The following is a 23,120-nucleotide window of genomic DNA, read 5'->3' as shown; positions in this document are numbered from 1 at the left end:
ATAAAACCACCTTATAATCTCAAAGACTTGGGAGATAAGGTGGTTTTTTATTTTATGTCGCATCGATATGCAACTCTTCTCCATTTACTTTCGTAAAACGGAACATATTTTTATTTGACGTAGTGTGACGGACGAAATGGTGCTGCAGTGTACAGATCATTTCGTCGTTATCAAACAAAAGAATATTTACTCCTTCGCGTGACTCCTCTTTCGGTAAGAAAGATAAATAATTATGACAATACATGCAATCATATAAAGAGTAGTGAAGTGATTGCAATGATTCGGTTAATAATGTGAAGACAGAGTCAGGTAATTCCTCGAGCCATTCATTATAGCTAAGAAGTAACTTTTTTCGAATACGTACCATTTCACCATTTTGCAAATGGTGTTGCTCGTTGGCGATTTGTAATACATCTTGTTCATAGAAACGGGCTGGTAACCAATTGTTATTATACAAAATTTCAAACCCATCTTCGGCAATATCTTCTAATAGAAACGCTTCATCATTTTCATCATCAAAGAATACCCATTCATTGTTTATATATTCTACATTACCGACTGTATGAGCACGGGGCTGGTTATATAAAATATGTTTACGTTGTATCATATACGATTTCTCCTTTATGAAAAGTAGTTATTCCTGTTATAGACAGTTCGTGCGTTCTTTATAACTAGACACATCTAGACATAGGTGGGCATACAATAAAACACGTTTTACTGAGTGAGAATGCTATTCCATATGTGGATAGTAGGTTATCGTCAAGTTTTTCATTTTTTAATCCGCACTCTTAGGGTGGGGATTACTGCACGTTCAAGAAAAGAAATAAGATGGAAGGATGATTTATATGTGCGGGATTACAGGATGGGTGGATTATAAACGCTCATTAGAAGGAGAAAGAGATGTCGTTACGAAGATGGCTGAGACGTTAGCGAAGCGGGGGCCGGATGATAATAAAGTTTGGATTAAAGGAAATGTCGCATTTGGGCATAAACGGTTAATTGTTGTTGATCCTGAGGGGGGGAAACAACCGATGACTTGTTTAAAAGATGAAACGAATTATGCCATTTGCTATAACGGTGAACTTTATAACACAGAAGACATTCGAAAGGAATTATTAAGAAGAGGGTATACGTTCAAAGGTCATTCTGATACAGAAGTATTATTAGCTTCTTATATTGAATGGAAAGAAGAATGTGTCGATCATTTAAACGGTATATATGCGTTTGCAGTATGGGACGAACAGAAAGAACAAGTATTTATTGCGAGAGATCGATTAGGTGTAAAGCCACTTTTTTATAAATATGATAGCGGACGCTTATTATTTGGTTCGGAGTTAAAAGCGATATTGTCGCATCCAGATGTGAAGGCGGAAGTAACATTAGAAGGGTTATCAGAAATATTCGGACTCGGACCGTCAAGAACGCCTGGCCACGGTATTTATGCTGGTATAAAAGAATTACGTCCAGGTCATGCGATGACATTTTCAAAGAACGGTTTATGTATATGGAGATATTGGAATGTAGAAAGTAAAAAACATGAAGACTCTTTTGAAGAAACAGTAGAGAAAACGCGCTTTTTATTACAAGATGCTATTACAAGACAGCTTGTTTCTGATGTACCACTATGTACTTTTTTATCAGGTGGTGTAGATTCGAGCGCTATTACAGCTATTGCAGCGAAAGAATATGAGAGATCGGGAAAAGGGCAATTACACACGTATTCTATTGATTACGAAGATAATGACAAATACTTTAAAGCAAATGCATTCCAGCCAAATTCAGATGCTCCGTTTATTAATTTAATGACTGAGACATTTCAAACAACCCATCATCGCTGCGTCATTTCGAATGAAAAATTAGCAGAGTATTTAACTGAAGCAGTACTTGTTCGTGATTTGCCTGGTATGGCAGATATCGATTCGTCATTATTATGGTTTTGCCGAGAAATTAAACAAGATTTTGTCGTTGGCTTATCTGGAGAATGTGCAGATGAAATATTTGGTGGATATCCGTGGTTTTATAGAGAAGATGATTTACAATCGAGTGCATTTCCATGGATGCGTTCTACAGAGGCACGTGAACAACTTCTAAAAAAAGAATGGAGAAATAAATTAAATTTACAACAATATGTACAAAGGCGTTATGAAGAGTCGATTCAAGAAGTTCCTATTTTAGAGGGGGAAAGTCCGCTAGAAGCAAAAAGACGCCAATTATTTTATTTAAATATGGTATGGTTTATGACAACATTATTAGACAGAAAAGACCGCATGAGTATGGGGGCAAGTTTAGAAGTACGTGTTCCATTTGCAGATCATCGTCTTGTCGAATATGCGTGGAATATTCCTTGGGAAATGAAAATGTATAAAAACCGCGAAAAAGGTCTATTACGTAAAGCGTTAGAAGATGTACTTCCGCATGACATCTTATATAGAAAGAAGAGTCCGTATCCGAAAACGCACAATCCACACTATACAAACGCAGTAACAGTATGGCTTCAAAATCTATTAACGGATAAAGGTTCAATTTTACACGAACTGTTTGATAAAGAGCTGTTGAGCGGATTGATTCAGTCTGGCGGCAGTGCATTTCAAACACCATGGTTTGGTCAATTGATGACTGGGCCACAGCTTTTAGCTCATTTAGCACAAATTCATGTTTGGTTTAAAGAATATGGGGTAAATATTAAGGAATAAGGGAAAAGCGGCTTACAATTATGTAAGTCGCTTTTTATTAAAGAAATTGTCATATAAAATTCAAAACCACCTTATAAATAATACTTAATTAGAATTATTATTTTGACGTACTTATTATTAATTGTTATAATTGGAAACAAACGTTCTGAAAAAGATTCTCATTTATAAAATTGAGGTGTTAGATAGATGACAAAGAAAAGAATAGGTTTACTCGTAATGGCGTATGGAACACCAGAATCATTAGACGATGTAGAGGCATATTATACACATATCCGTCACGGGCGTACGCCATCAGAAGAAGCGCTTGAAGATTTAATTGGGCGCTATAAAGCGATTGGTGGAATTTCACCGCTTGCAAAAATTACGAAAGAACAGGCGCATAAATTAACAGATTCAATGAATAACATATTTACAGAGTATGAATTTACTTGTTACTTAGGTTTAAAACATATTGCACCATTTATAGAAGATGCTGTAGAAGAAATGAAGCGTGATGGGATCGAGCAAGCGATTAGTATCGTATTAGCGCCGCATTACTCTACATTTAGCATTAAAGCGTATAATGACCGTGCTATTCGTCTTTCAAAAGAAATCGGTGGTTCTGTTATTGAACCAATTGAACAATGGTATGATGAACCGAAATTTATTTCGTATTGGGCAGACCGAATAAAAGAGACGTTTACAGAAATTGATAATAAAGAGAAAGCAGTCGTAATTTTTTCAGCGCATAGTTTGCCGGAAAAGATTATTGCAGCAGGAGACCCATATGTAGAACAACTAAAGCATACGGCAGATTTAATTGCAGAAGCTGCAAATATTCAAAAATATACAATCGGTTGGCAAAGTGCTGGGAATACTCCAGATCCGTGGATTGGTCCAGATGTGCAAGATTTAACGAAAGATTTATATGAAGAGCATGGGTACGAATCTTTCGTATATTGCCCAGTTGGTTTTGTAGCGGAGCATTTAGAAGTTTTATATGACAACGATTATGAATGTAAAGTTGTAACGGATGAATTAAATGCCAAATATTTCAGACCAAATATGCCGAATGCACAATCTGCATTTATCGACTGTTTGGCTGAAATTGTTTCCAAAAAAGTGAAGGAAATAGTTGACAAAGATTTAGTTTTGAATAATAATTAATTTATAATAATTTTAAATAAATAATGATTACTACGAAAGAAAGAGGAGGATCCCCCTAGATGAATCCAAATAATCGCTTAACAACAAACCAAGGTGCTCCAGTTGGAGACAACCAAAATTCTCGTACAGCTGGTCGTCGTGGACCAGTATTATTAGAAGACTATCATTTAGTAGAAAAACTTGCGCACTTTGATCGTGAACGTATTCCGGAGCGTGTTGTGCATGCACGTGGTGCAGGGGCTCACGGTGTATTCGTAACGAAAAATAGTATGAAGCAATATACGAAAGCAGCATTTTTACAAAATGAAGGAACTGAAACGCCTGTATTTGTTCGTTTTTCAACGGTTATTCATGGTCAAGGTTCTCCTGAAACAGCACGTGACCCACGTGGGTTTGCTGTTAAATTTTATACAGAAGAAGGAAACTACGATATCGTAGGTAATCATTTACCAGTTTTCTTCATTCGTGATGCAATTAAATTCCCTGATATGGTACATTCCTTAAAACCAGCACCTGATACGAATATTCAAACGCCAGATCGTTATTGGGATTTCATGACGTTAAGTCCAGAATCTACACATATGATGACATGGGTATTTTCTGATTACGGTACACCAGCAAGCTATCGTGAAATGGAAGGTTTCGGCGTCCATTCATTTAAATGGATTAATGAAGAAGGTAAAATTGTTTATATTAAATACCACTGGAAACCACAGCAAGGTGTACGTAACTTAAATGCGAAAGAAGTGCAAGAAGTACAAGGGAAAGACTTCAATCATGCAACTCGTGACTTGTTCGATGCAATCGAAAAAGGAAATTACCCAAAATGGGATTTACACGTACAAGTTATGCAATTAGATGAAATGGACTCTTTAGACTTTGATCCACTAGATCCAACGAAAGTATGGCCAGAAGATCGCTTCCCATTAATGGAAGTAGGGACAATGACGTTAAATCGTAATCCGAAAAACTTCTTTGCAGAAGTAGAGCAAGTAGCGTTCTCTCCAAGTGCAACTGTAAATGGTATTGAGCCATCGGAAGATAAATTATTACAAGGTCGTTTATTCTCTTACCCAGATACACAGCGTTATCGTCTTGGTGCAAATTACTTACAAATTCCTGTAAACTGCCCATACGCAGCTGTTCATAATCAACAACGTGATGGTGCGATGCAAGTGAATCAAAACCCATCTACAATCAACTACGAACCGAGTCGTCATGCAGAGAATCCAGTTGAAGATAAAACTTACCGCGATTCAACTATGAAAGTAGAAGGCTATGTATCTCGTGAAAAAATTGAGAAACCAAATGACTTCAAACAAGCAGGTGAGCGTTACCGTTCATTCTCTAAAGAAGAGCAAGATAACTTAATTGCAAACTTAACAAATGATCTAAAAGACGTAAATGAACGCACAAAATTATTAGCTGTTTGTAACTTCTTCCGTGCAGATCAAGAATACGGTATGCGTTTAGCACAGGCATTAAATGTTGATATTACGCAATATGTAGGAAATGCTCCGAAATAAATAGGAAAAGACGACCGGGCTTTGGTCGTCTTTTTTGTATAAAGTTATGTGGGGTATTTCGCATGTAAAACATGTCGGAATTTGTTGGTAAATCGATATGTTGTGTCGAACCGTTGATATATTGAAAGAAACAATCGATATATTTGAAAAATCGTTGATATATCCAAAAAATCGCTGATATATTCTCTCTAATACCAGATTGGGTATTGAGAAATCTATGTAACAAGTTCCCATTATTTAATAAGGCTAAGTGGCCTGAGTTCTACGATAGATAGGAACTCAGGCTTTTTTATGCAAAAAATTTATGAAATCTTTTTGGAATAAAACTGAGGACAAGAAAGAGGGCGATTTCTCCTAAAATAGCGACAATGATATTGAATAAAAAGGTACGGAAATTTGCAGTGATATGAGTAAGAATCGCGTATTTCCAATAAGATAAGCTCATGAAAATCACTCCTTGTAGCATTTTTTATAGTATATAAAATTTGTTTCGTAAAAGTGCGTGTCTTAGTTTGTGATTTGCGAAAAAACAAAATAAATTCTCAATATAATCTCAACAATTGAGTAACAAAACATGGAATATATTACCTGTTTAATGGCATAGGAATAGGAGTGTTTACAAAAATATTTTTTGAATTAACATAAAATTTGCAAAAAACTAATAAATTGTTGAAATAATGCAAACGTAAATATATACTCTATATATACTTTTTACAAAAAAAGGATGTGATGAAATGAATTACATGTTTACTTGGTAGGATAGGATTGATTCACTTTACAAATTCGAAAAAAATTAAGTGAGGAGAAATGTACATGTTTCAATTTATGAAATCACCAATCGGTATAGCGGTTGGAGTAGCAGCGGTTATATTAGCGTCACCAAAAGCGAGAAAGGGGTTAAGAAAGCTAGCGGTAAAAACAGTATCTGCTTTTCTCGGTGCAAAAGAACAAATTCAAAATACTAGTTCAGAAATGGAAGAAGCTTTACCGAAAGTAAAAGAAGCGGCACGTAAAGTGGCAGTAAAAACAGTATCGCCAATTATTGGAGCAGTAGAAGTTGTACCGACAACTATTTCTAAATTCCAGGAAAAATGGGCGTCTCGTGTAAATGCATATCATTCTGAGCAGAGTGTAGATTACGAAAGCATACCTGTTACTCCTTAGATAGTAAGTGATTTTACTTCCTTTACAAGGATAAGGAGGATGATGATGCAGAGTAAATTATTAAAAACGAGATTTATACGATCGTTACCTGGAAGAATTCGAATTGAAATATATAAACTAAAATACAACTTGGACATGGCGAACTTGATAGTAGAACGTTTTCGTGACGTGGAAGGTATTTATCAAGTGAGTCCCTCTATCTCTACAGGAAGAGCCCTGATTACTTACGATATCAACAAGACCTCTCTACATACCGTTTGTGAAATAATTAAACTCCTAGAAGAACAAACTACAAAGAATACTAACTTTAACAATATTGAAGAAACGAAGAAAGCAGAAGATTCTTCATCTAGTGTAATTTCTTACGAGAAAAAAGGTGAAGGTGTTCCATTGCCACTAGCGCTTTCTGTCGCTGGATTAGGTGCGTTCGGTATAAAGCAACTATTTATGGGAAGATCGGCTTTAGCTAGAAGTCCAGGGCTTTTTTACTTGTCGGGGGCTTTATCTGTTTTGACGGGATACCCGTTTTTAAAACGAGGATTCAAAAAAATGGTTGCTAGCAAAAAAGTGAATTCTGATCTAGTGCTTGGCATAGGAACGCTTGCACTCGCACTAGCGCGGGAAAATATCGTCGTACTAGCGGGACTTAGTCTATTAAATTATTTAAATTGGAAGCGTAGTCAAGCGAACATAAATGAAGAGACAGATTCGTATAAAGAAAGAATTTTATCCCCGGAGATTAAAGCATACAGTGAAAAGCAATCGAAATGGGGCATGCTTTTTGGGGGAGCAACATGGGCCTTTACGAGAAATCCACTACGCGGAATGGCGGTTTTATTAGCTGCGAATCCGAAACCTGCAGTTTCGTCTGCTGAGTATGCATGGCGACAAGGAGATCTCGTTGCGAGGGAAAGAGGATATCTTATTCCAAATGAAGGATCGTTATCTCAACTGTCCCGAACGAGAACAATCGTATTTGACGATGTATCGCGTATATTCTGTCATGAAGAAGCGGAGATTAGCTGCATTTCAGAAGATGAAGGGCAAGTTTGGTGCACGGCAGCCTCACTGCTGGAGAAAAGTGGGCATGATTGGAAAGAGGAAGTTGTGCAACGAGCGAAGCAAACAGGAAGAACGTTAAGGAAAGCTTTTGAAATCGAAGTTGATGACGAAGGGATAAAAGGTGACATACAAGGCATTCCATCCTTTATCGGGAGTAAAGTATTTGTGCAGCGAAATGGTGTAGATATAAGTGCTTATGAGTTAGAAGCGAAAGGACTTGGCAAAGAAGGATTTAACGTTCAGTTCGTTGCTAAAGGTAAAAAATGTGTAGGATTGTTAGTTGGATCGAAAATGACGATTACACCTGAATTCACAGAAATAATGAAAGAATTAGGTGAAAATCAGTGGAAGTTTGCAGTTTTGCAAAATAGTTTACATGTAAATCATAGTGTTCTTTCGCAGCACGGTATTGATGCAAGTTGGCAACATAGTGATGTTGTAGAGCGTGTGGAGCGTATTCGTTCGGATGGGGAAGAAGTATTATTTGTTTGTGAGGATAATATTGAATTTCCGTCTGTATCTTATTATGAAATGAAAAATATATTTCAGTCAATCGCCTATGCGAAACAAATCGATTTATTAGTGAAAGAACATTTTCGAGTAGCGAAAATATGGAATATTGCCGGGGAGATGCTGGCTGTTTGGTCTATATTCACGGCACCTATTATCGCTTTAATGGCAAATGCTCTATCTTTAACGTTTTTATCTAGAGCGAAGCGAGTAAGTGAGAAGATTTTTTCTAATAAAAAGTTACTGAATATGAACCACTCGGTAGCTAGAGAAACTTCTACAAAATGGTATGCACTCTCGCAAGAAGATGTAATAAAAGATTTACAAGTGGAGAAACAGCAAGGGCTAAGCGCTCGAGAAGTGCAAATGCGACAAGAAAAGTATGGAATGAATAGAATTGAACCGAAGCAGTCTGTTCCTTGGATTGTTTCATTTATGGGGCAATTTAAAGAGTTTACATCGCTTATTTTACTTGGAGCAGCTGGATTGTCTGTATTATCAGGCGGGGTGTTTGATGGATTAGCGATGGGGACAATTCTCGTCGTCAATGCGGTAATTGGAACCCTTCAAGAGCGAAAAGCAGAAAAAGTAGTAGAAGCTTTAAATCAATTCCGTGCGCCAAATTGTATAGTAACCCGTGAAGGGGAAGAGATAGAGGTAGCAAGTAGTGAGCTCGTCCCAGGTGATGTTGTCTGCCTTCAAGCCGGAGACCGCGTACCTGCGGATCTTCGTATTATAGACTCTTGGAATTTAGAAGTTAATGAAGCGATGCTAACGGGTGAGTCTCTACCAGTTGAAAAGAAAGTGGATGCGGTAGGGGAAGAATCTTCGTTAGCGGAGCAGAATAATATGCTCTTTATGGGCACATCTGTAACGCGCGGCAAGGCGAGAGCTATAGTAGTGGAAACCGGGATGAGTACAGAGATGGGCTATATGATTTCCTTAATGAAGGGGGAAGAAACAGAGCCTACACCACTACAGCAAAAGGTGACGTCTATTAGTAAAACCTTTATTAAAGGAGCATTTGTGGCTGGCGGTATTGTGCTTGTAGCAGGATTGCTACGCGGTTTACCGATTACGCAAATGATTACAACATCAGTTGCTCTTACAGCATCTGCTGTGCCAGAAGGTTTACCGATTATGATTACAATCGCTTTAAGTGCAGGAATCTTTCGTATGCAAAAGCAAAATGCACTTGTTCGGAAGCTTTCCAGTTTAGAAACGTTAGGTAGAACAACTGTTATTTGTTCTGATAAAACAGGTACTCTTACGAAGAATGAAATGACAGTTAAAGTCATTGCCACACCAAATCGTATGTGGAGTGTATCGGGTGATGGATATGAACCAGTTGGTACAATATCGGATGTAACGTCGTCTAAAGTCGCAGCTGCTGTAGAGATGGAAGTAGAAGAAGCGACTTATCATGAAAGTGAAAAAACGCCGTTAGAACATCCAGATTTTGTTCGCGTTCTGCAAATTAGTGTTCTTTGTAATAATAGTAAGTTAGAACATGAAGACGATCAGTGGATTGTGAAAGGTGACCCAACTGAAGGGGCTTTATTAAGTTTTGCTTCTAAAGCGGGTGTTTCATATAAGGATATGGCATCATTTGAACGACATCATGAAGAACCGTTCGATTCTGAGACGAAAATTATGAGTGTCGTTTGTAAGGAAAATGAATCATTGTATAAGTTTTCGAAAGGATCTGTAGAGGCAATCCTTACTAGATGTAAATGGTATCAACATAACGGTGAAATCTATCCGTTATGTGATAAAGAAAAAGAGGTCATTTTACAACAAAACGAAGGTTTTGCAGAACAGGCATTACGTGTATTAGGTTTTGCGTATAGTAATGTTGAGAATGATGACCTTATTTTTGTTGGATTAGTTGGTATGATTGATCCGCCAAAACCTGAAGTGGAAGAGAGTATTCGTGGAGCGATTGAACTTGGTGTAAAGCCTGTCATGATTACTGGGGATCATCCGACTACGGCAATTTCTATTGCGAAGCAGACCGGTATTTGGAATCGTGATGATCGTGTTTTGACAGGGGTAGAAATCGACAATGTAACAGATGAACAATTAAAAGAAATTGTAAAAAATACTTCTGTTTTTGCTCGCGTAACACCGGCACATAAGTTACGTATAGTAGCTGCATACCAAGCGGACGGTCAAATTGTAGCGATGACTGGGGATGGTGTAAATGATACACCTGCTATAAAGAAAGCGAACATTGGTATTGCGATGGGGCAAACAGGAACAGAAGTAACGAAAGAAGCTGCGGATCTTATATTGAAAAAAGATCATTTCGGTTCCATTGTGGAAGGGGTAAAAGAAGGTAGAACGATTATTGGTAATATTCGTAAAGCGGTTGGATGTTTATTGACGGGAAATTTAGCTGAAGTATTAGTGACAAGTGCGGCAGTTATTGCGGGAATGCCGATTCCGTTAGTACCAATTCAAATTTTATTAATGAATCTTATTACAGATGCTTTACCAGCGATGATTTTAGCTGTAAATCCTGGAAACAAAACGAAGCAAGCGAAACGTCAAGATATTGTTGATAAAGAGTTGTACAAAAAAGTTGTAACGCGGGGAATACTGCTTGGAGCAGGTTCACTTGCTTTATTCGGTATGAGCTTAGCGGTTGGCGTGCCTCTTGCGGTAGCGCAAACATCAGCATTTGCAGCATTAGTTGCCGGCCAACTTATTCAAACATTCTCTTGGAGACAAGAAGGATCGGACGAAACGATGCGTGATTGGTCAAAAGATCGTTTCTTTGTGACGGCGTTAGGAACGTCTTGGCTTGTATTATTATCAGCTATATATGTTCCGCCATTTGCTCGTATATTCCATACCGCTCCATTAACATTTATGCAATGGGTACCTGTTCTTTTTGTAGCTGGTACAGTGTCTCAAATTTCAAAACCTATTATTAAATTAATCTCATATAAGAATGATGACTCGAAAAAGTTGGTAGTTAATGAACTAGCATTATTAAAAACAGTGTAAAGGAGTAATGAAAATGATACGAAAAATTGTTATTGGATCTACTTTAGCGTTAGCAAGTGCCGCTTTATTACCTGTTGTAAGAAATACACTCCGTCCACTTGTTGAATCAGGTGCAAAAGGTGTGAAGTCTACTTTTGAAACGATTAAAGAAGAAGTGGAAGATATTATTGTAGAAGCGAAAATGGATAGAATGCAAAAACAATTCGAGAAAGAACTTTCTTATGTTGAAGAAGAACATTCTAATGAACAAGAGATAATTGAAGCAGCTGCAAAGGTTGAGGAAAAGGAGGAAGTAAGAAATGACGCATAAAGCTGTTGAACAAGATGTAGATTACCACCTAGAGAAAGCGTTAGAACATTTTGAGCAAGCATTAGATTTAAGTGTAAAAGCGGTATCGGAAAATAAAGCGATGCAAAAAGAAATTTCTAGTAAAATGGGATCTTTTACGGGAGATATTTTTCAATTCGTTCGCGAAAAAGGAAAAGTACATCGTATAAATATAATGAAGTGGTTCACTCTACCCCGTTTTTAAACAGAGCTGTTAAGTGGAAGGAATATAGGGAGTTATTTTCTTCCTATATTCCTATTCCATGCTATGTATGTCACGTTAGTTTCCGGGATGTTCAACAATACGAAGGGGTGAACGAAATGGCAGCATGGATGATGGTATTAGCACTAACGTTTTCATCGAGTATTGACAACTTAGGGGTAGGAATTTCTTATGGCATTCGAAATATAAAAATTAGTCATCTATCAAATTTTATTATTTCGGTAATTTGCTTTTTATTTAGTGTAGTAGGAATATATTTTGGCTTATGGCTATCAAAAATTTTACCTGGGATAATGCCGGTTGTAATCGGTTCGTTCTTATTAGTTATAATCGGTCTCCGAATCATCTTACTAGCAATTCCTCGGAAGGTTTCGGTGCAAGAGATTGAAGGAGAAGTGGGGGACACTGAAATAAATGGCTTAACGAAAAATATCGGTAAATCTGGGGAAATCGGTTTTGTGGAGTCTATTTTTCTTGGGATTGGTTTATCTGCTAATGCGCTCACAAATGGATTAGGAGCGGGTTTGTTCGGTTTGAATCCAATTGCTGTTTGTATTGCAGCTGCAGTTGGTAGTTTTATTACAGTATGGGGCGGAGTTGTGTTGGGAAGAAAGATAGCTCACGTTCGCATCGGTAAATTCACTTTAGGTCAGTTTGGTACATTGATTAGTGGAACATTATTATTAGTTATTGCCTTTGCTGCATTTTTTGATTAATTCATAGAAGGTGAGTGAAAGTGAGATTACTGTATAAAAGACTGAAATATTCGGAATTAGAATCGGAGTTACAATTAGTAGAAAGTGTTTTAAGTTCGGGGTATTTTATTTTATTGGATTTAATCTTCGTATCTTTCTTATTAATGGTACTGACCTTTTCTATGCATCATTCATTTTTTATAGCAATTGTCACATTCGTGAGTTCTTACATAATTTGTGGTAGTGTATTTTTATTATTACGGAAATGGTTAAAATGAGTTAAAAAGCTATCTTAATTTTTTAAGATAGCTTTTTTGTTTACAAAATGTAAACATATAAAGGACTTCTATCTTGTAAATAGTCAAAAAAATTTGTTAATATGAATTGTATAGAGATTATAGTTGTTTTTCTTATAATAACTATGGTTATTCTCGTGAATAAAGGGGAATGAGATATGTCTCAAGATAATGAAAAAAGTAATCTTGGATTGTTGTTGAAAAAGTTACTTAAGGAAAAGTCTTTATCGATGCGAAAGCTTAGTTTGCTTACTGAAATTGATACGGCTACTATTTCAATGATTGTAAATGGTAAGCGAAAGGCAAATCCGAAGCATTTGCAAAAGTTCGCGGAGAGTCTTGGTGTTCCAGTTGGTGATTTGTTTGTGGCAGCAGGCTATTCTATTGAAACGAAACAGGAGGAGCAATCGGATATTCATGTTTCCATTAATAACATTGAACATTTACTTGAATCCGCACAGCTCTATGATCAAAAGTTTAGTATATCGAATGTAGAGCAGCAATTAACGAATTATGAACAATATTCGCAAACAGAAGAAGGCAAAGAAACGATTGAAAAGGGGTTTCTTGAAAAGATTCAAAAGGTAAGCAGTATTGGCCCGTTTATTAATGATTTAAAAGAATTGTATGAAAGATTTACGAAGAAGAAGGGAACGACTGCAGAACTTGCTTTAATGGGAAGTGCGCTGATCTACTTTATATTATCGGTCGATGTAATTCCGGATTATATATTTCCAATCGGCTATTTAGATGATGCGGTTGCAGTACAACTCGTTTTAAATGCACTAATGAAAAGGTAAGATGTTTATATGAATAGATAGATAAGGATATTTATATACCAATAGTTTGAGATAATTGTATCGTTATGAATATACGAAAAAGGTGTACCCCGTGTTAGAACGGAGTACACCTTTTTCGTTTTAATTTGCCGATTTTTCTACATACTCATAAGCTTTCTCACCATGCATCGAAATATCAAGTCCCATGTGTTCCTCGTGCTCATCTACTCGAACAGGGAGGAAAAAGCTAATAACTTTAATAATGGTGTACGTCATTATGATTGTAAAGGCATAGGTTGCCCCGATTGCTACAAGTTGTTTAAACAGTAACGCGGCGTTTCCGTAAAACAATCCGTTCGCACCATCCCCGTTTACGGCAGTAGTTGCAAATAGTCCTGTTGCAATACCGCCCCAAGTTCCTCCGATGCCGTGGCATCCAAAGGCATCAAGTGTATCGTCATAACCGAATTTTGTTTTTAAGAAGAAAACGGCGCCAAAGCATAATATGCCACCAATTGCTCCGATAAGAAGAGCTGAGAAAGGTGTAACGAACCCGCAAGCTGGTGTAATAGCGACTAGACCAGAAACAACTCCGCAAGCAGCTCCCATTGCGGTCGGTTTTGATTGGAAGAACCATTCAGAAAGCATCCAAGTTAGAGCCGAGGCAGCGGCGGCTATATTTGTATTAATAAATGCAGTTAACGCTACGTCGTTTAAGGATAATGCGCTGCCGACGTTAAAGCCGAACCAGCCAAACCATAATAAACCTGCGCCTAACATTGTAAATGGCAAATGGTGAGGAGAAGAACCATTTATGTTTTTTCGTTTTCCAAGGAAAATAGCTAATACAAGACCAGCAACTCCGGAAGTGATGTGAACGACGTTTCCGCCAGCGAAGTCTAGGGCGCCAAGTTCCCTTAGCCACCCACCGACGCCCCATACCCAATGAGCGACAGGATTGTAAACGATTGTTGTCCATAGAAGGATAAAAATAAGAAAGGCAGAAAATCGCATTCTTTCAGCAAATGCACCTGAAATTAAAGCTGGAGTTAAAATGGCGAACATGAGTTGAAACATCATGAATAAATTGTGAGGAATAGTAGATGAGTAGTCTGGATTTGGTGCGTAGGTAACTCCGTTTAGACCGAACCAATCAAGTGTACCGATAAGCCCGTGCCAATCTGGTCCGAATGATAAAGAATAGCCGATAACAATCCATTGAATCGAAACGATAGCCATTGCGCTATAACTATGCATCGTTGTACTGAGTACGTTTTTGCTGCGAACCATACCTCCATAAAAAAGTGCCAATCCTGGTGTCATCAACATGACCATTACTGTCGTCATAAACATAAAAACTGTATCTCCCATATCCATGATCTCTCCTCCTGTAATGTTAGAAAAAATAACATATATTTGTTATGTTTCATATCATATTCGAAATTAAACCAAAAATCAACTAAAAATTCAGAAGATTATATATATGATGTAATGAAACCTAACATGAATTATTTTGTGAGGATTAAAATCGACATATGCGCTTCATTCAGAAAATTGGTATAATATTCTTACAATTAAAGAACTTGGGGGATGCGTGTGGGAAAAATACGGACTAGGAAACTATTCATTTGTTTTTGCTTAGCTTTTGTTTTGTTTGTACCAATACATACTTTTGCAGACGAAAAAAGAGAGTGGCGAGATGAAGTTATATACTCCATTATGATTGATCGCTTCAATAATGGAGAACCGAAAAATGACAAGCAGTTAGAAGTTGGTAATTTAGAAGGGTATCAAGGCGGGGATATAAGAGGAATTATAAAAAGGTTGGATTACATAAAAGAAATGGGTTTTACTACCATTATGCTTTCGCCGCTTTTTGAAAGTGGAAAGTACGATGGATTAGACGTGCGAAATTTTAAAAAGGTAAATGAACATTTCGGGACAGACAATGATGTGAAAGAACTTGTAAAAGAAGCTCATGCAAAAGGAATGAAAGTTGTATTTCAATTTCCACTTGGAGAAAACGAACAACAGGTAATTGATGCAACGAAATGGTGGATAAAAGAAGTTGATTTAGACGGAAGTTATGTTATACATAGTGAAAAAAAGCCGCGTTCCTTTTGGGATAACGCGCAAAAAGATATGCAAGTGATAAAGAAAGATTTTCGTATTATGACAAAGGAGGATGGTGAATACAACGAAAAAATAGTAGAATCGTTTTCTAAAGCAGATGTATCGGTGAAATCGTTATACGATGTGAGTAAAAAAGAAGGAGAATTTGTTACGCTTTTAGATGATCAAGAAACAAAAAGATATGCGCGTATTGCAAAAGAAAATATGTATTATCCGCCATCACGTTTAAAACTGGCGCTTACTTATTTGTTAACATCACCTGGAATTCCGAATTTTTATTACGGAACTGAAATTGCATTAGATGGAGGAAGTGTACCCGATAATAGACGATTAATGGATTTTAAGTCAGACGAAAAATTTATGCAGCACATAACAAAACTAGGTGAACTTAGGCAGGCGAGACCGTCTTTACGACGCGGTACGTTTGAGCTTCTGTATGATAAGAGCGGGATGAGCGTACTAAAACGAAAATATAAAGATGAAGTAACTTTAGTAGCAATTAATAATACGAAAGAAACACAAAAAGTCTCCTTACCTGCAAGTGCAATTGGTGAAAAACAAGAGTTAAGAGGATTGTTGCAGGATGAAATTATAAGAGAGGAAAACGGAAAATTTTATCTCGTTTTAAAGCGTGAAGAATCAAACGTGTATAAAGTTAACGGAGAAACAGGTGTGAATTGGTTATTTATCTCCTTAATCGTTGGTGTGAATGTATTATTTATTGCGTTTTTAATTGCAGTTAAAAGGAAACGTAGATGAGAAGTTGCTGGCTCTATGTTCATGTCTTCTTATTGTATATGTAAGTTTGTTCAGTGACGCGATAGTATTTATTCTGTTGATATGAAATTTCTTAAGAGAAACGATGTGAGAATGAAAACGTCCCTAGTGAGAGGAGGGCCAGGTTAGGAAGGGGATGTTCTTCCTAACCTGTTTTTTGTGTTAGCACCGATAGGGAAGAATCTTTGAAGCAATCAATAATTGTAACTATATTGATTTTACATTACATTAAAAGTTAGAGAATACTCTTATACTAATACAGTGCTAAATAGTAGGTGGAAAAATGGAGTTTTACGATTTGGGTATTACCATTAAAGAGCTTAGAATTTAAAAAAATATATCACAATCCGAATTATGTCATGGAATATGTTCACAAAGTCAAATTAGCTATTAATCTAAATACTTTATACTTATTAGGTGAACTTTACTATTTAAAGGGATGGAATTTATTAAGATTTAAACAACAGAATGAAGAAGATATTGCAAATAACATAAAAAAAGCATTATTTATATTTGAACTAACAGAAAAAGAAAATCTGATAAAAATGGTTAAAGAAAAATATTTTGAAAACCAAAATGAAAAAAGCCACTCATAATTCATTTGGGGATTACTTGAAATATAATAGAACCTACAGGGAAAATCCCTGTAGGTTTTAAACTTATAAACTTTCTTCTAAAATATTAGTGTTTAATATAAATTTTTGAATAAGAGTTTACTTAGTGTACTTTTTATTTTGAAGTCTGCATCTTTATTAACGATGTATGCTTCTTTTTAAATCCATCCGAATATTATTGGTTCAAGTCGGAGGAAGGTACTTTGGGGTGTCTTTTCTTTAGACCTTTATCATTAACTATTTAATGTTTTTTTAAATGATTACATGACATAGTTTTTTTGTACCAAGCTTTGTTGATACAGTTAGACTTATCCGTTAGTGAATTCGCATTATTAGAACATCCTACAGTATTTAGGGAGAATGTGGCCAATAAAAACCATAGTATTAATTTCTTCATATAACCACTTCTAACTCTTTTTTAATTAACATTTTTTAAGTTCCTTATTAATTTTACAATACATTAAAGGTTGGGAAATATTCTTATACTCATAAATTGTTACGTTTTGGCGGGGGGAGGAATTATGAGTTACAGCGATTTTTAAGATGACTTTGGTCTAGGGTGTAGTTACTAAGAAAAGTAATTCAAATCGAAGGGGGAAACGTCTTGAGGTGTCTTTTTCTTATTTTCAATAAGGTCTGCTAAATACATGTATAAAACAAATTCTACAATAAGGCCTAGTTTAATCATACGGTCACTTGTAAAGTATGCGTATGGTTAGACCCTGTTCACTTAGCGATTTTCACCGCATATACCTTTTTCTATAGTTTGTTCTCGTAATATTGTCTCTACAAGACAAAAAAGAAAACTCCTCTAATTAAGAGGAGTTTTCTTTTTAGCGGTAGTTAATGAACTGTACGTCGATTGGTAAATCAGCGCTACGAACAGCTGCGATTACTGCTTGTAAGTCATCACGGCTTTTTGCTGTAACACGTACTTGATCATCTTGTACTTGTGTTTTTACTTTTAATTTCATTTCTTTAATGATGTTGTTAATTTTTTTCGCGTTATCTTTATCGATACCTTGTTGAAGTGTTGCGCGTTGGCGAACAGTGTTGCCAGTTGCAGCTTCAACTTTTCCGTAATCTAAGTTCTTAATTGGAACGTTACGTTTTACAAGTTTAGAGATAAGAACGTCTTTTACTTGCTCTAATTTAAACTCGTCATCAGAAGTTAAAACAAGTACTTCTTTTTCTAATTTAATATCACTTTTACTTCCTTTAAAGTCATATCGGTTTTGGATTTCTTTTAATGCGATATTAATTGCGTTTGTTACTTCAGGTAATTCTACTTTCGAAACGATGTCAAAAGAACTATCTTTTGCCATAGTTAGCACCTCCAAATAAATTTCTAATCTTTTTATGTACTGTACATACTAAAGTATAGCTGAAAACGAGTCTAGACTTAAGTGTTTTCGTACTTATATTCATGTAACCTCATTTTATTATAGTGAATTTTGGGCAGTTGGACAAATATAGGAAAAATCATGTTATAATTAACTTTTGTTTGGAATGATAAAAAAGATAATTTTATATATATAGAAGGGAATTAAAAAATATGTATTTGCAAATAGGATCGATTGAACAGGTAACTGTTTTACGCGAAACGGAAATCGGATATATGGTTGGGAATGAAGAAGAAGAAATTTTCCTACATAAAAACGAAGTGGCTGGAGAAATTGAAGAAGGCGATACGATTGATGTATTCTTATACCTTGATCACCAAAATCGTATTTCAGCAACAATGAAGGAACCGATTATTACAACTTATGATTGGAACTGGGTAAAGGTTGTAGAAGTTATTCCTAGTTTAGGTGTGTTTGTTGATATTGGTGTGTCAAAAGATATACTAATTCCAGCTGATGAGTTCCCGATTTATATGCCGGTATGGCCAGAAGTAGGCGACGAATTATATTGTACGTTAAAATTAACGAATCGTGATCGTTTAATTGCTCTTCCGGCAAGAGACAGTGATATGCAAGAAATTATCGTAGATGCAACGCCATCTATGCGTAATAAAAACGTAAACGGACGTGTATATCGTTCACTTCAAGTTGGTTCATTCATACTAACGGATGAGCATTTCCGTGCTTTCCTACACCATACAGAAAGAAAAGAACAAGTCCGCATCGGTCAGCGTGTAACGGGCCGTATTATTGACGTAAAAGATGACGGTACAATTAACATTTCACTTCTTCCTCGTAAAGAAGAAGGAATGGAAGATGATGCTGCAGTAATTTATGCATATATGGAAGAACGAGGCGGAGCAATGCCGTTTTGGGATAAGAGCCATCCAGAAGATATTAAAGAACGCTTTAACATGAGTAAAGCTGCATTTAAGCGCGCACTTGGTAAGTTGATGAAAGAAGAAAAGGTTTACCAAGAAGAAGGTTGGACGTACTTTAAGAAATAAGATGAAAGATTAAAAAGCACACCCTTATCTAAAAAGATAAGGGTGTGCTTTTTTTAATTTCCTTGCGGAGAAACAAGAGTAAATGTATCTTTCAAATCACTATCATTTATTTTAATATTTGCCTTTTTTAATTCCTCTTGTAACAATTTTTTGCTGAATACAGGATCAGCAGTACGTTCTTCCTCTAAGTTTTTGCGAATAGAGTTTTTTACCTCATCGTAAGGTTTTAAATCTTTTTTATCAGTTAATTTAATAACGTGATAACCGTTTGATGATTTTACGGGATTGCTAATTTGTCCAACATTTAGTTTGTAGGCAGCCGTTTCGAATTCAGGAGCCATTGTACCTGAATTGAAGTATCCAAGGTCTCCGCCTTTATCTTTTGATAGTAGATCTTGTGATTCTTGTTTTGCTAATTCTTCAAATGAAGCACCAGCATCTAGTTTACTCTTTATTTCTTTCGCTTCATTTTCGTCACTTACTAAAATGTGACTCGCTTTAATTTCTGGCTTATAGTGGTCTTTTACGTCTTTCTCTGTAATGCTTTTCTTAATCGCTTCATTCATAGCAAGTTTGAACTTAATTTGATTTTTAAAATCCTCTTCATCTTTTAAACCATTATTTTCTAATACTTTTTTGAATTGATCTCCATATTGTTTTTTTACTTTTTCTACTTCTTTATTTACCTCTTCATCAGATACTTTATATTTTTTTGTGATGACGTCTTGTGCCATCATTTCGTATAGCATGTCTTTTCCGTAACGATCTTTCAATTGTTTTTCGAAGTTATCCTTTGTAATGGTCGAGTCTGTTGCTGTAGCGACTGTAGCTGAGCCGTTTTTTTGTCCGCAAGCAGATAACATCAATATACTTATTAGTGCAGTAATAATGAAAATATGTTTCCCTCTCATGCCAACACCTCATCCGAATATGTTATCGCTATTGTAGAATATAGAAGTGAACATGAAGTGAATTTTTAATGTTTTTTTCCTTTAAAATGTAAAAAAGTACATCAACATAATTGTTGATGTACGATGGAATCAAAGGTGATCGGTCTTTTTAGAGTATGCACGTTTACCTTGCTGAATATTTTTTTGCTCTTGCTCATTTTTTTGTGTGCGTTTTGCGTTATTATCGCGTGCTTTTTTGTCGTTATCACTCGTATGTGGCATATGTATCAACTCCATTTCTAAACGTTGTACGTTTATCATTTCCTTTTTCGTAAAGACTATGTATAGCGGTGCATTTATGAAGGGTAAAGGTGGATTCGAAATGGATTTGAAGTTGAATTATACTGAACTTATAAAGAAGTTAATCGTTGTAATCATCGCAGGTTTATTAAACGCGATTGGGATGAATTTATTTTTAACACCAGCAAAAGTGTATGCGAGCGGCTTTGCTGGATTGTCTCAATTATTATCGCAAATATTAGGTGATTTTTTATCGATTCACATATCTACGGGAGTATTGTTTAGCTTATTTAATATTCCTGTCGTTATTTTAGCGTGGAAAAAGGTTGGAAAGGCCTTCACCTTTTTTAGTTTTCTTTGTGTTATATTTATGACTCTGTTTCTAGAAATCATCCCTGTTAGAGCGGTTTCGAATGATATCATATTAAATGCGATTTTTGGTGGGATTATTTCGGCAATTGGAGTAGGGATTGCTTTAAAGTGGGGTGCTTCTACAGGTGGATTAGATATTATCGCCATGATTTTATCAAAAATAAAAGATAAGCCTGTCGGTACATACTTTTTCTTTTTTAATGCAATTATCATTATCGCTGCTGGCTATGTATATGGATGGGAAAAAGCGTTGTATACGCTAGTGACTTTATATGTATCAACGAGAATTATTGATGCAATTCATACTCGTCATGTAAAGATTACAGCATTAATTGTTACGAAGAATGGGGCAGACGTAAGAAAGGCGATTCACTCGCGATTAGTAAGAGGGATTACAACGATACCAGCAACAGGTGCTTATACGAATGAAAATAAAGAAATGTTAATGATGGTTATTACCCGTTACGAGTTATACGAATTAGAGAGGATTATTAGACAAGTGGACCCAGGTGCATTTACAAATATACTGCAAACAGTTGGGGTGTTCGGATTGTTTCGGAAAGATTAAAGAGGACCAAAGTTGGTCCTCTTTTTTAATGTAAATTCGTAATGTTTTGCAATTGCTCTTGCATTTCACGGAGCTGAACTTTTTCAGCAGTTGAAGAGTTTGCGTAAGCGGATTGCAAAGCATTTTTTGCTCTATACACGAGATCTTGTTGCTCAGTACCGCTTGAACAAGATACGGCATTTTCAACAGCATCTCTAGCTTGTTGGAATAGTAAGTTCCCCATTTAAACCCCTCCAAAAGAAGAGTTACTTCTTGCTTTTTCTGCCTCAGCTAATGTACCTCTGTACGGGAATCTTGCATCATGCTTCATAACAGCATCGGCTCCTTGTTGGATAAAACGTTTTGATTTGTTCTTTTTACCCATTCGAAAAACCCCCTTTATTTAGCTGAAAACAATCGACGCAAAGTCTCATGCGTCTACTTATAGTATGGACATTTGGCAGGAAACTATAAGTAGGGAATTTTTAGATTACAACCCAAGAACCTCTTCTAAATATAAAGCAATACCATCTTCTTCGTTCGTTAACGTCGTATGGTTTGCGAGTGATTTTAATTCAGGGATGGCATTTCCCATTGCGATGCCATGACCAGCAAATTCAATCATTTCAAAATCATTATCTTCATCACCGAAAGCGATAATGCGCTCTTGTGGAATGTTGTAATGACTAGAAATTTTTTGTAATCCAACTGCTTTATTTAATCCGCTTTTCACAATTTCAATAATCGGCCAAGGTGCGCCCCATTTTCTATGGTCGATTACTTCCGCATGCATATCCGTTAAATGTTGACGAATTGCAGTAGAATGCTCGTCATGTGCGTCAATTAATAAGCAAGTTGGATGATCGTTTAAAATATTTAATAAGTCTCCGGTAAAAATCTTAGGAGAGCCGAATTCGAAAATATGTTTTTTATCTTCATCAATTTCACGAACATACACATCGTCCATTACTTCCGCGTATATATTTTTTACGCCAAAATCAAAGCAAGCTCGGACAATTTCTTGCGCTGTTGCTAGCTCAAGAGGAGAGTGATGTGTTCCCCAGTTTGAATCAAGAGGATGATGTACGTAAGCGCCGTTAAAGTTTACGATAGGTGTGTTAAGATCAAGTTCTTTATAGTAATCGTAACTAGCACGGAATGGACGTCCTGTTGAAATAACAACAATATGTCCCTGTTCCTTTGCTTTTGCAATTGTATGTTTCGTTCGAGTGGAAATTATTTTGTTGTCTGTTAATAAAGTGCCGTCTAAGTCTAATGCGATTAAATGTTGTTTGTTCATAATTTCACCTCTTATAATAATTTTTTGTATCTATCTGTATTTCCGTTTTTAATATGCAGAAATAAGAGGTTAGGCTCGGTGAAATCACCATAGATGGAAATTTCACTATATATCCATCTTACGTCTCAAAGTGCTGTGGTGTCTACTATTTATCGTTGGAAATTAAGAAAAGTCAACATCTTTTTAGAAAGTTCAAACAATGTTTCTTTCATTATGTACAAATTGTGAAAAGGGTTACATTGCTCGTGTGGTGAGGCATATAATGAACATGTAATCTTCTCGTATATGTTTGACTCTCCTTTGAAACTAGCCTAGAGTAGGTTGGTTTCTTTTTTTTTCTACA

General features: G+C 36.1%; 22 protein-coding genes and 1 pseudogene. 14 read left to right on the top strand and 9 right to left on the bottom strand.

Annotated elements, in window-relative coordinates:
- Positions 1–52: 52 nt before the first annotated feature.
- Positions 53–607, bottom strand: coding sequence for a DUF2777 domain-containing protein (locus ES895_RS10610; RefSeq protein WP_000616049.1), 555 nt, complete (start codon positions 605–607; stop codon positions 53–55).
- 238 nt (positions 608–845) lie between these two features.
- Between ES895_RS10610 and asnB the strand changes: the two genes are divergently transcribed.
- The 3 genes from asnB to katB all read left to right on the top strand — a co-directional run bounded on the left by asnB (position 846) and on the right by katB (position 5,365).
- Positions 846–2,693 carry an asparagine synthase (glutamine-hydrolyzing) gene (gene asnB / locus ES895_RS10605; RefSeq protein WP_061655459.1) on the top strand — a complete coding sequence of 616 codons (1,848 nt, stop codon included), beginning with the start codon at positions 846–848 and terminating at the stop codon, positions 2,691–2,693.
- 186 nt (positions 2,694–2,879) lie between these two features.
- Complete coding sequence (gene hemH / locus ES895_RS10600; protein ID WP_135238335.1) at positions 2,880–3,839, top strand: ferrochelatase; 960 nt, start codon at positions 2,880–2,882, stop codon at positions 3,837–3,839.
- Between the two features lie 59 nt (positions 3,840–3,898).
- Entirely contained in the window at positions 3,899–5,365 is a 1,467-nt protein-coding gene (gene katB, locus ES895_RS10595; protein WP_098021194.1) for a catalase KatB, read from the top strand.
- A 289-nt stretch (positions 5,366–5,654) separates the two neighbouring features.
- Here the strand turns inward: katB and ES895_RS29225 are convergent, their stop codons facing one another.
- Positions 5,655–5,810: a hypothetical protein gene (locus tag ES895_RS29225; RefSeq protein ID WP_023901154.1), complete on the bottom strand. Its 156-nt coding sequence runs from the start codon at positions 5,808–5,810 to the stop codon at positions 5,655–5,657.
- A gap of 368 nt (positions 5,811–6,178) precedes the next feature.
- Here ES895_RS29225 and ES895_RS10590 point away from each other — a divergent pair, with 368 nt between their 5' ends.
- From ES895_RS10590 to ES895_RS10560, 7 genes are all read left to right on the top strand, one after another.
- Positions 6,179–6,529 carry a YtxH domain-containing protein gene (locus tag ES895_RS10590; protein ID WP_135238334.1) on the top strand — a complete coding sequence of 117 codons (351 nt, stop codon included), beginning with the start codon at positions 6,179–6,181 and terminating at the stop codon, positions 6,527–6,529.
- Between the two features lie 45 nt (positions 6,530–6,574).
- Positions 6,575–11,113 carry a cation-translocating P-type ATPase gene (locus ES895_RS10585; RefSeq protein WP_098375688.1) on the top strand — a complete coding sequence of 1,513 codons (4,539 nt, stop codon included), beginning with the start codon at positions 6,575–6,577 and terminating at the stop codon, positions 11,111–11,113.
- 13 nt (positions 11,114–11,126) lie between these two features.
- Positions 11,127–11,423: a hypothetical protein gene (locus ES895_RS10580; protein ID WP_000619724.1), complete on the top strand. Its 297-nt coding sequence runs from the start codon at positions 11,127–11,129 to the stop codon at positions 11,421–11,423.
- On the top strand, positions 11,413–11,646 hold the full coding sequence (locus ES895_RS10575; RefSeq protein ID WP_097994896.1) for a hypothetical protein: 234 nt from the start codon (positions 11,413–11,415) through the stop codon (positions 11,644–11,646). The genes ES895_RS10580 and ES895_RS10575 overlap by 11 nt, the downstream gene beginning before the upstream one ends.
- Positions 11,647–11,762: 116 nt before the next feature.
- Positions 11,763–12,380 (top strand): sporulation membrane protein YtaF, encoded by a 618-nt coding sequence (gene ytaF / locus ES895_RS10570; protein WP_000741934.1) that lies wholly within the window; start codon positions 11,763–11,765, stop codon positions 12,378–12,380.
- Between the two features lie 20 nt (positions 12,381–12,400).
- A complete protein-coding gene (locus ES895_RS10565; RefSeq protein ID WP_001238640.1) occupies positions 12,401–12,637 on the top strand; it encodes a hypothetical protein in 237 nt (78 codons plus the stop codon).
- A 176-nt stretch (positions 12,638–12,813) separates the two neighbouring features.
- A complete protein-coding gene (locus ES895_RS10560) occupies positions 12,814–13,455 on the top strand; it encodes a DUF1232 domain-containing protein (protein ID WP_000076219.1) in 642 nt (213 codons plus the stop codon).
- A 120-nt stretch (positions 13,456–13,575) separates the two neighbouring features.
- Here the strand turns inward: ES895_RS10560 and ES895_RS10555 are convergent, their stop codons facing one another.
- Positions 13,576–14,811, bottom strand: a complete 1,236-nt coding sequence (locus tag ES895_RS10555) for an ammonium transporter (protein WP_098375687.1) — start codon at positions 14,809–14,811, stop codon at positions 13,576–13,578.
- Positions 14,812–15,024: 213 nt separating this feature from the next.
- Between ES895_RS10555 and ES895_RS10550 the strand changes: the two genes are divergently transcribed.
- Positions 15,025–16,326: an alpha-amylase family glycosyl hydrolase gene (locus tag ES895_RS10550; protein WP_098375686.1), complete on the top strand. Its 1,302-nt coding sequence runs from the start codon at positions 15,025–15,027 to the stop codon at positions 16,324–16,326.
- 392 nt (positions 16,327–16,718) lie between these two features.
- A pseudogene (locus ES895_RS10545) lies at positions 16,719–16,940 on the top strand (hypothetical protein); the annotation flags it as partial.
- 851 nt (positions 16,941–17,791) lie between these two features.
- Here ES895_RS10545 and ES895_RS10540 read toward each other — a convergent pair.
- Positions 17,792–18,283, bottom strand: coding sequence for a YajQ family cyclic di-GMP-binding protein (locus ES895_RS10540; RefSeq protein WP_001040149.1), 492 nt, complete (start codon positions 18,281–18,283; stop codon positions 17,792–17,794).
- Between the two features lie 230 nt (positions 18,284–18,513).
- On the opposite strand from ES895_RS10540, the gene ES895_RS10535 reads away from it, so the two are divergent.
- A complete protein-coding gene (locus tag ES895_RS10535) occupies positions 18,514–19,368 on the top strand; it encodes a CvfB family protein (RefSeq protein ID WP_000281260.1) in 855 nt (284 codons plus the stop codon).
- 53 nt (positions 19,369–19,421) lie between these two features.
- On the opposite strand, the gene prsA is transcribed toward ES895_RS10535, so the two are convergent.
- Positions 19,422–20,279 (bottom strand): peptidylprolyl isomerase PrsA, encoded by an 858-nt coding sequence (gene prsA, locus ES895_RS10530; RefSeq protein WP_001214216.1) that lies wholly within the window; start codon positions 20,277–20,279, stop codon positions 19,422–19,424.
- A 129-nt stretch (positions 20,280–20,408) separates the two neighbouring features.
- Positions 20,409–20,540 (bottom strand): DUF3941 domain-containing protein, encoded by a 132-nt coding sequence (locus tag ES895_RS10525; RefSeq protein WP_001120851.1) that lies wholly within the window; start codon positions 20,538–20,540, stop codon positions 20,409–20,411.
- 100 nt (positions 20,541–20,640) lie between these two features.
- On the opposite strand from ES895_RS10525, the gene ES895_RS10520 reads away from it, so the two are divergent.
- The gene (locus ES895_RS10520; RefSeq protein WP_000364432.1) at positions 20,641–21,498 is read left to right on the top strand and encodes a YitT family protein; all 858 of its coding nucleotides are present in this window, start codon (positions 20,641–20,643) and stop codon (positions 21,496–21,498) included.
- A gap of 25 nt (positions 21,499–21,523) precedes the next feature.
- Here ES895_RS10520 and ES895_RS10515 read toward each other — a convergent pair whose 3' ends face one another.
- The 3 genes from ES895_RS10515 to ES895_RS10505 all read right to left on the bottom strand — a co-directional run bounded on the left by ES895_RS10515 (position 21,524) and on the right by ES895_RS10505 (position 22,777).
- Positions 21,524–21,721 (bottom strand): DUF3813 domain-containing protein, encoded by a 198-nt coding sequence (locus ES895_RS10515; protein WP_000527407.1) that lies wholly within the window; start codon positions 21,719–21,721, stop codon positions 21,524–21,526.
- Positions 21,722–21,862 (bottom strand): hypothetical protein, encoded by a 141-nt coding sequence (locus ES895_RS10510; RefSeq protein ID WP_000516816.1) that lies wholly within the window; start codon positions 21,860–21,862, stop codon positions 21,722–21,724.
- Between the two features lie 105 nt (positions 21,863–21,967).
- Positions 21,968–22,777, bottom strand: a complete 810-nt coding sequence (locus ES895_RS10505; protein WP_001041232.1) for a Cof-type HAD-IIB family hydrolase — start codon at positions 22,775–22,777, stop codon at positions 21,968–21,970.
- Between the last annotated feature and the right edge of the window lie 343 nt (positions 22,778–23,120).

It is taken from the genome of Bacillus sp. 007/AIA-02/001 (assembly GCF_004634455.1).
Taxonomy (GTDB): Bacteria; Bacillota; Bacilli; order Bacillales; family Bacillaceae_G; genus Bacillus_A; species Bacillus_A cereus.
Note: the sequence above shows the minus strand (reverse complement) of the source record. Positions and strands in the feature narration are given on the sequence as shown.

Coding starts and splice junctions, on each gene's coding strand:
- ES895_RS10540 (WP_001040149.1), bottom strand. CDS start 18,283: ATGGCAAAAGATAGTTCTTTTGACATCGTTTCGAAAGTAGAATTACCT.
- ES895_RS10575 (WP_097994896.1), top strand. CDS start 11,413: ATGACGCATAAAGCTGTTGAACAAGATGTAGATTACCACCTAGAGAAA.
- ES895_RS10555 (WP_098375687.1), bottom strand. CDS start 14,811: ATGGATATGGGAGATACAGTTTTTATGTTTATGACGACAGTAATGGTC.
- ES895_RS10610 (WP_000616049.1), bottom strand. CDS start 607: ATGATACAACGTAAACATATTTTATATAACCAGCCCCGTGCTCATACA.
- ES895_RS10590 (WP_135238334.1), top strand. CDS start 6,179: ATGTTTCAATTTATGAAATCACCAATCGGTATAGCGGTTGGAGTAGCA.
- asnB (WP_061655459.1), top strand. CDS start 846: ATGTGCGGGATTACAGGATGGGTGGATTATAAACGCTCATTAGAAGGA.
- ES895_RS10515 (WP_000527407.1), bottom strand. CDS start 21,721: ATGGGGAACTTACTATTCCAACAAGCTAGAGATGCTGTTGAAAATGCC.
- ES895_RS10535 (WP_000281260.1), top strand. CDS start 18,514: ATGTATTTGCAAATAGGATCGATTGAACAGGTAACTGTTTTACGCGAA.
- ES895_RS10560 (WP_000076219.1), top strand. CDS start 12,814: ATGTCTCAAGATAATGAAAAAAGTAATCTTGGATTGTTGTTGAAAAAG.
- ES895_RS10505 (WP_001041232.1), bottom strand. CDS start 22,777: ATGAACAAACAACATTTAATCGCATTAGACTTAGACGGCACTTTATTA.
- ES895_RS10525 (WP_001120851.1), bottom strand. CDS start 20,540: ATGCCACATACGAGTGATAACGACAAAAAAGCACGCGATAATAACGCA.
- prsA (WP_001214216.1), bottom strand. CDS start 20,279: ATGAGAGGGAAACATATTTTCATTATTACTGCACTAATAAGTATATTG.
- hemH (WP_135238335.1), top strand. CDS start 2,880: ATGACAAAGAAAAGAATAGGTTTACTCGTAATGGCGTATGGAACACCA.
- ES895_RS10585 (WP_098375688.1), top strand. CDS start 6,575: ATGCAGAGTAAATTATTAAAAACGAGATTTATACGATCGTTACCTGGA.
- ES895_RS10580 (WP_000619724.1), top strand. CDS start 11,127: ATGATACGAAAAATTGTTATTGGATCTACTTTAGCGTTAGCAAGTGCC.
- ES895_RS10550 (WP_098375686.1), top strand. CDS start 15,025: ATGCGTGTGGGAAAAATACGGACTAGGAAACTATTCATTTGTTTTTGC.
- ES895_RS29225 (WP_023901154.1), bottom strand. CDS start 5,810: ATGAGCTTATCTTATTGGAAATACGCGATTCTTACTCATATCACTGCA.
- katB (WP_098021194.1), top strand. CDS start 3,899: ATGAATCCAAATAATCGCTTAACAACAAACCAAGGTGCTCCAGTTGGA.
- ytaF (WP_000741934.1), top strand. CDS start 11,763: ATGGCAGCATGGATGATGGTATTAGCACTAACGTTTTCATCGAGTATT.
- ES895_RS10520 (WP_000364432.1), top strand. CDS start 20,641: ATGGATTTGAAGTTGAATTATACTGAACTTATAAAGAAGTTAATCGTT.
- ES895_RS10510 (WP_000516816.1), bottom strand. CDS start 21,862: ATGGGTAAAAAGAACAAATCAAAACGTTTTATCCAACAAGGAGCCGAT.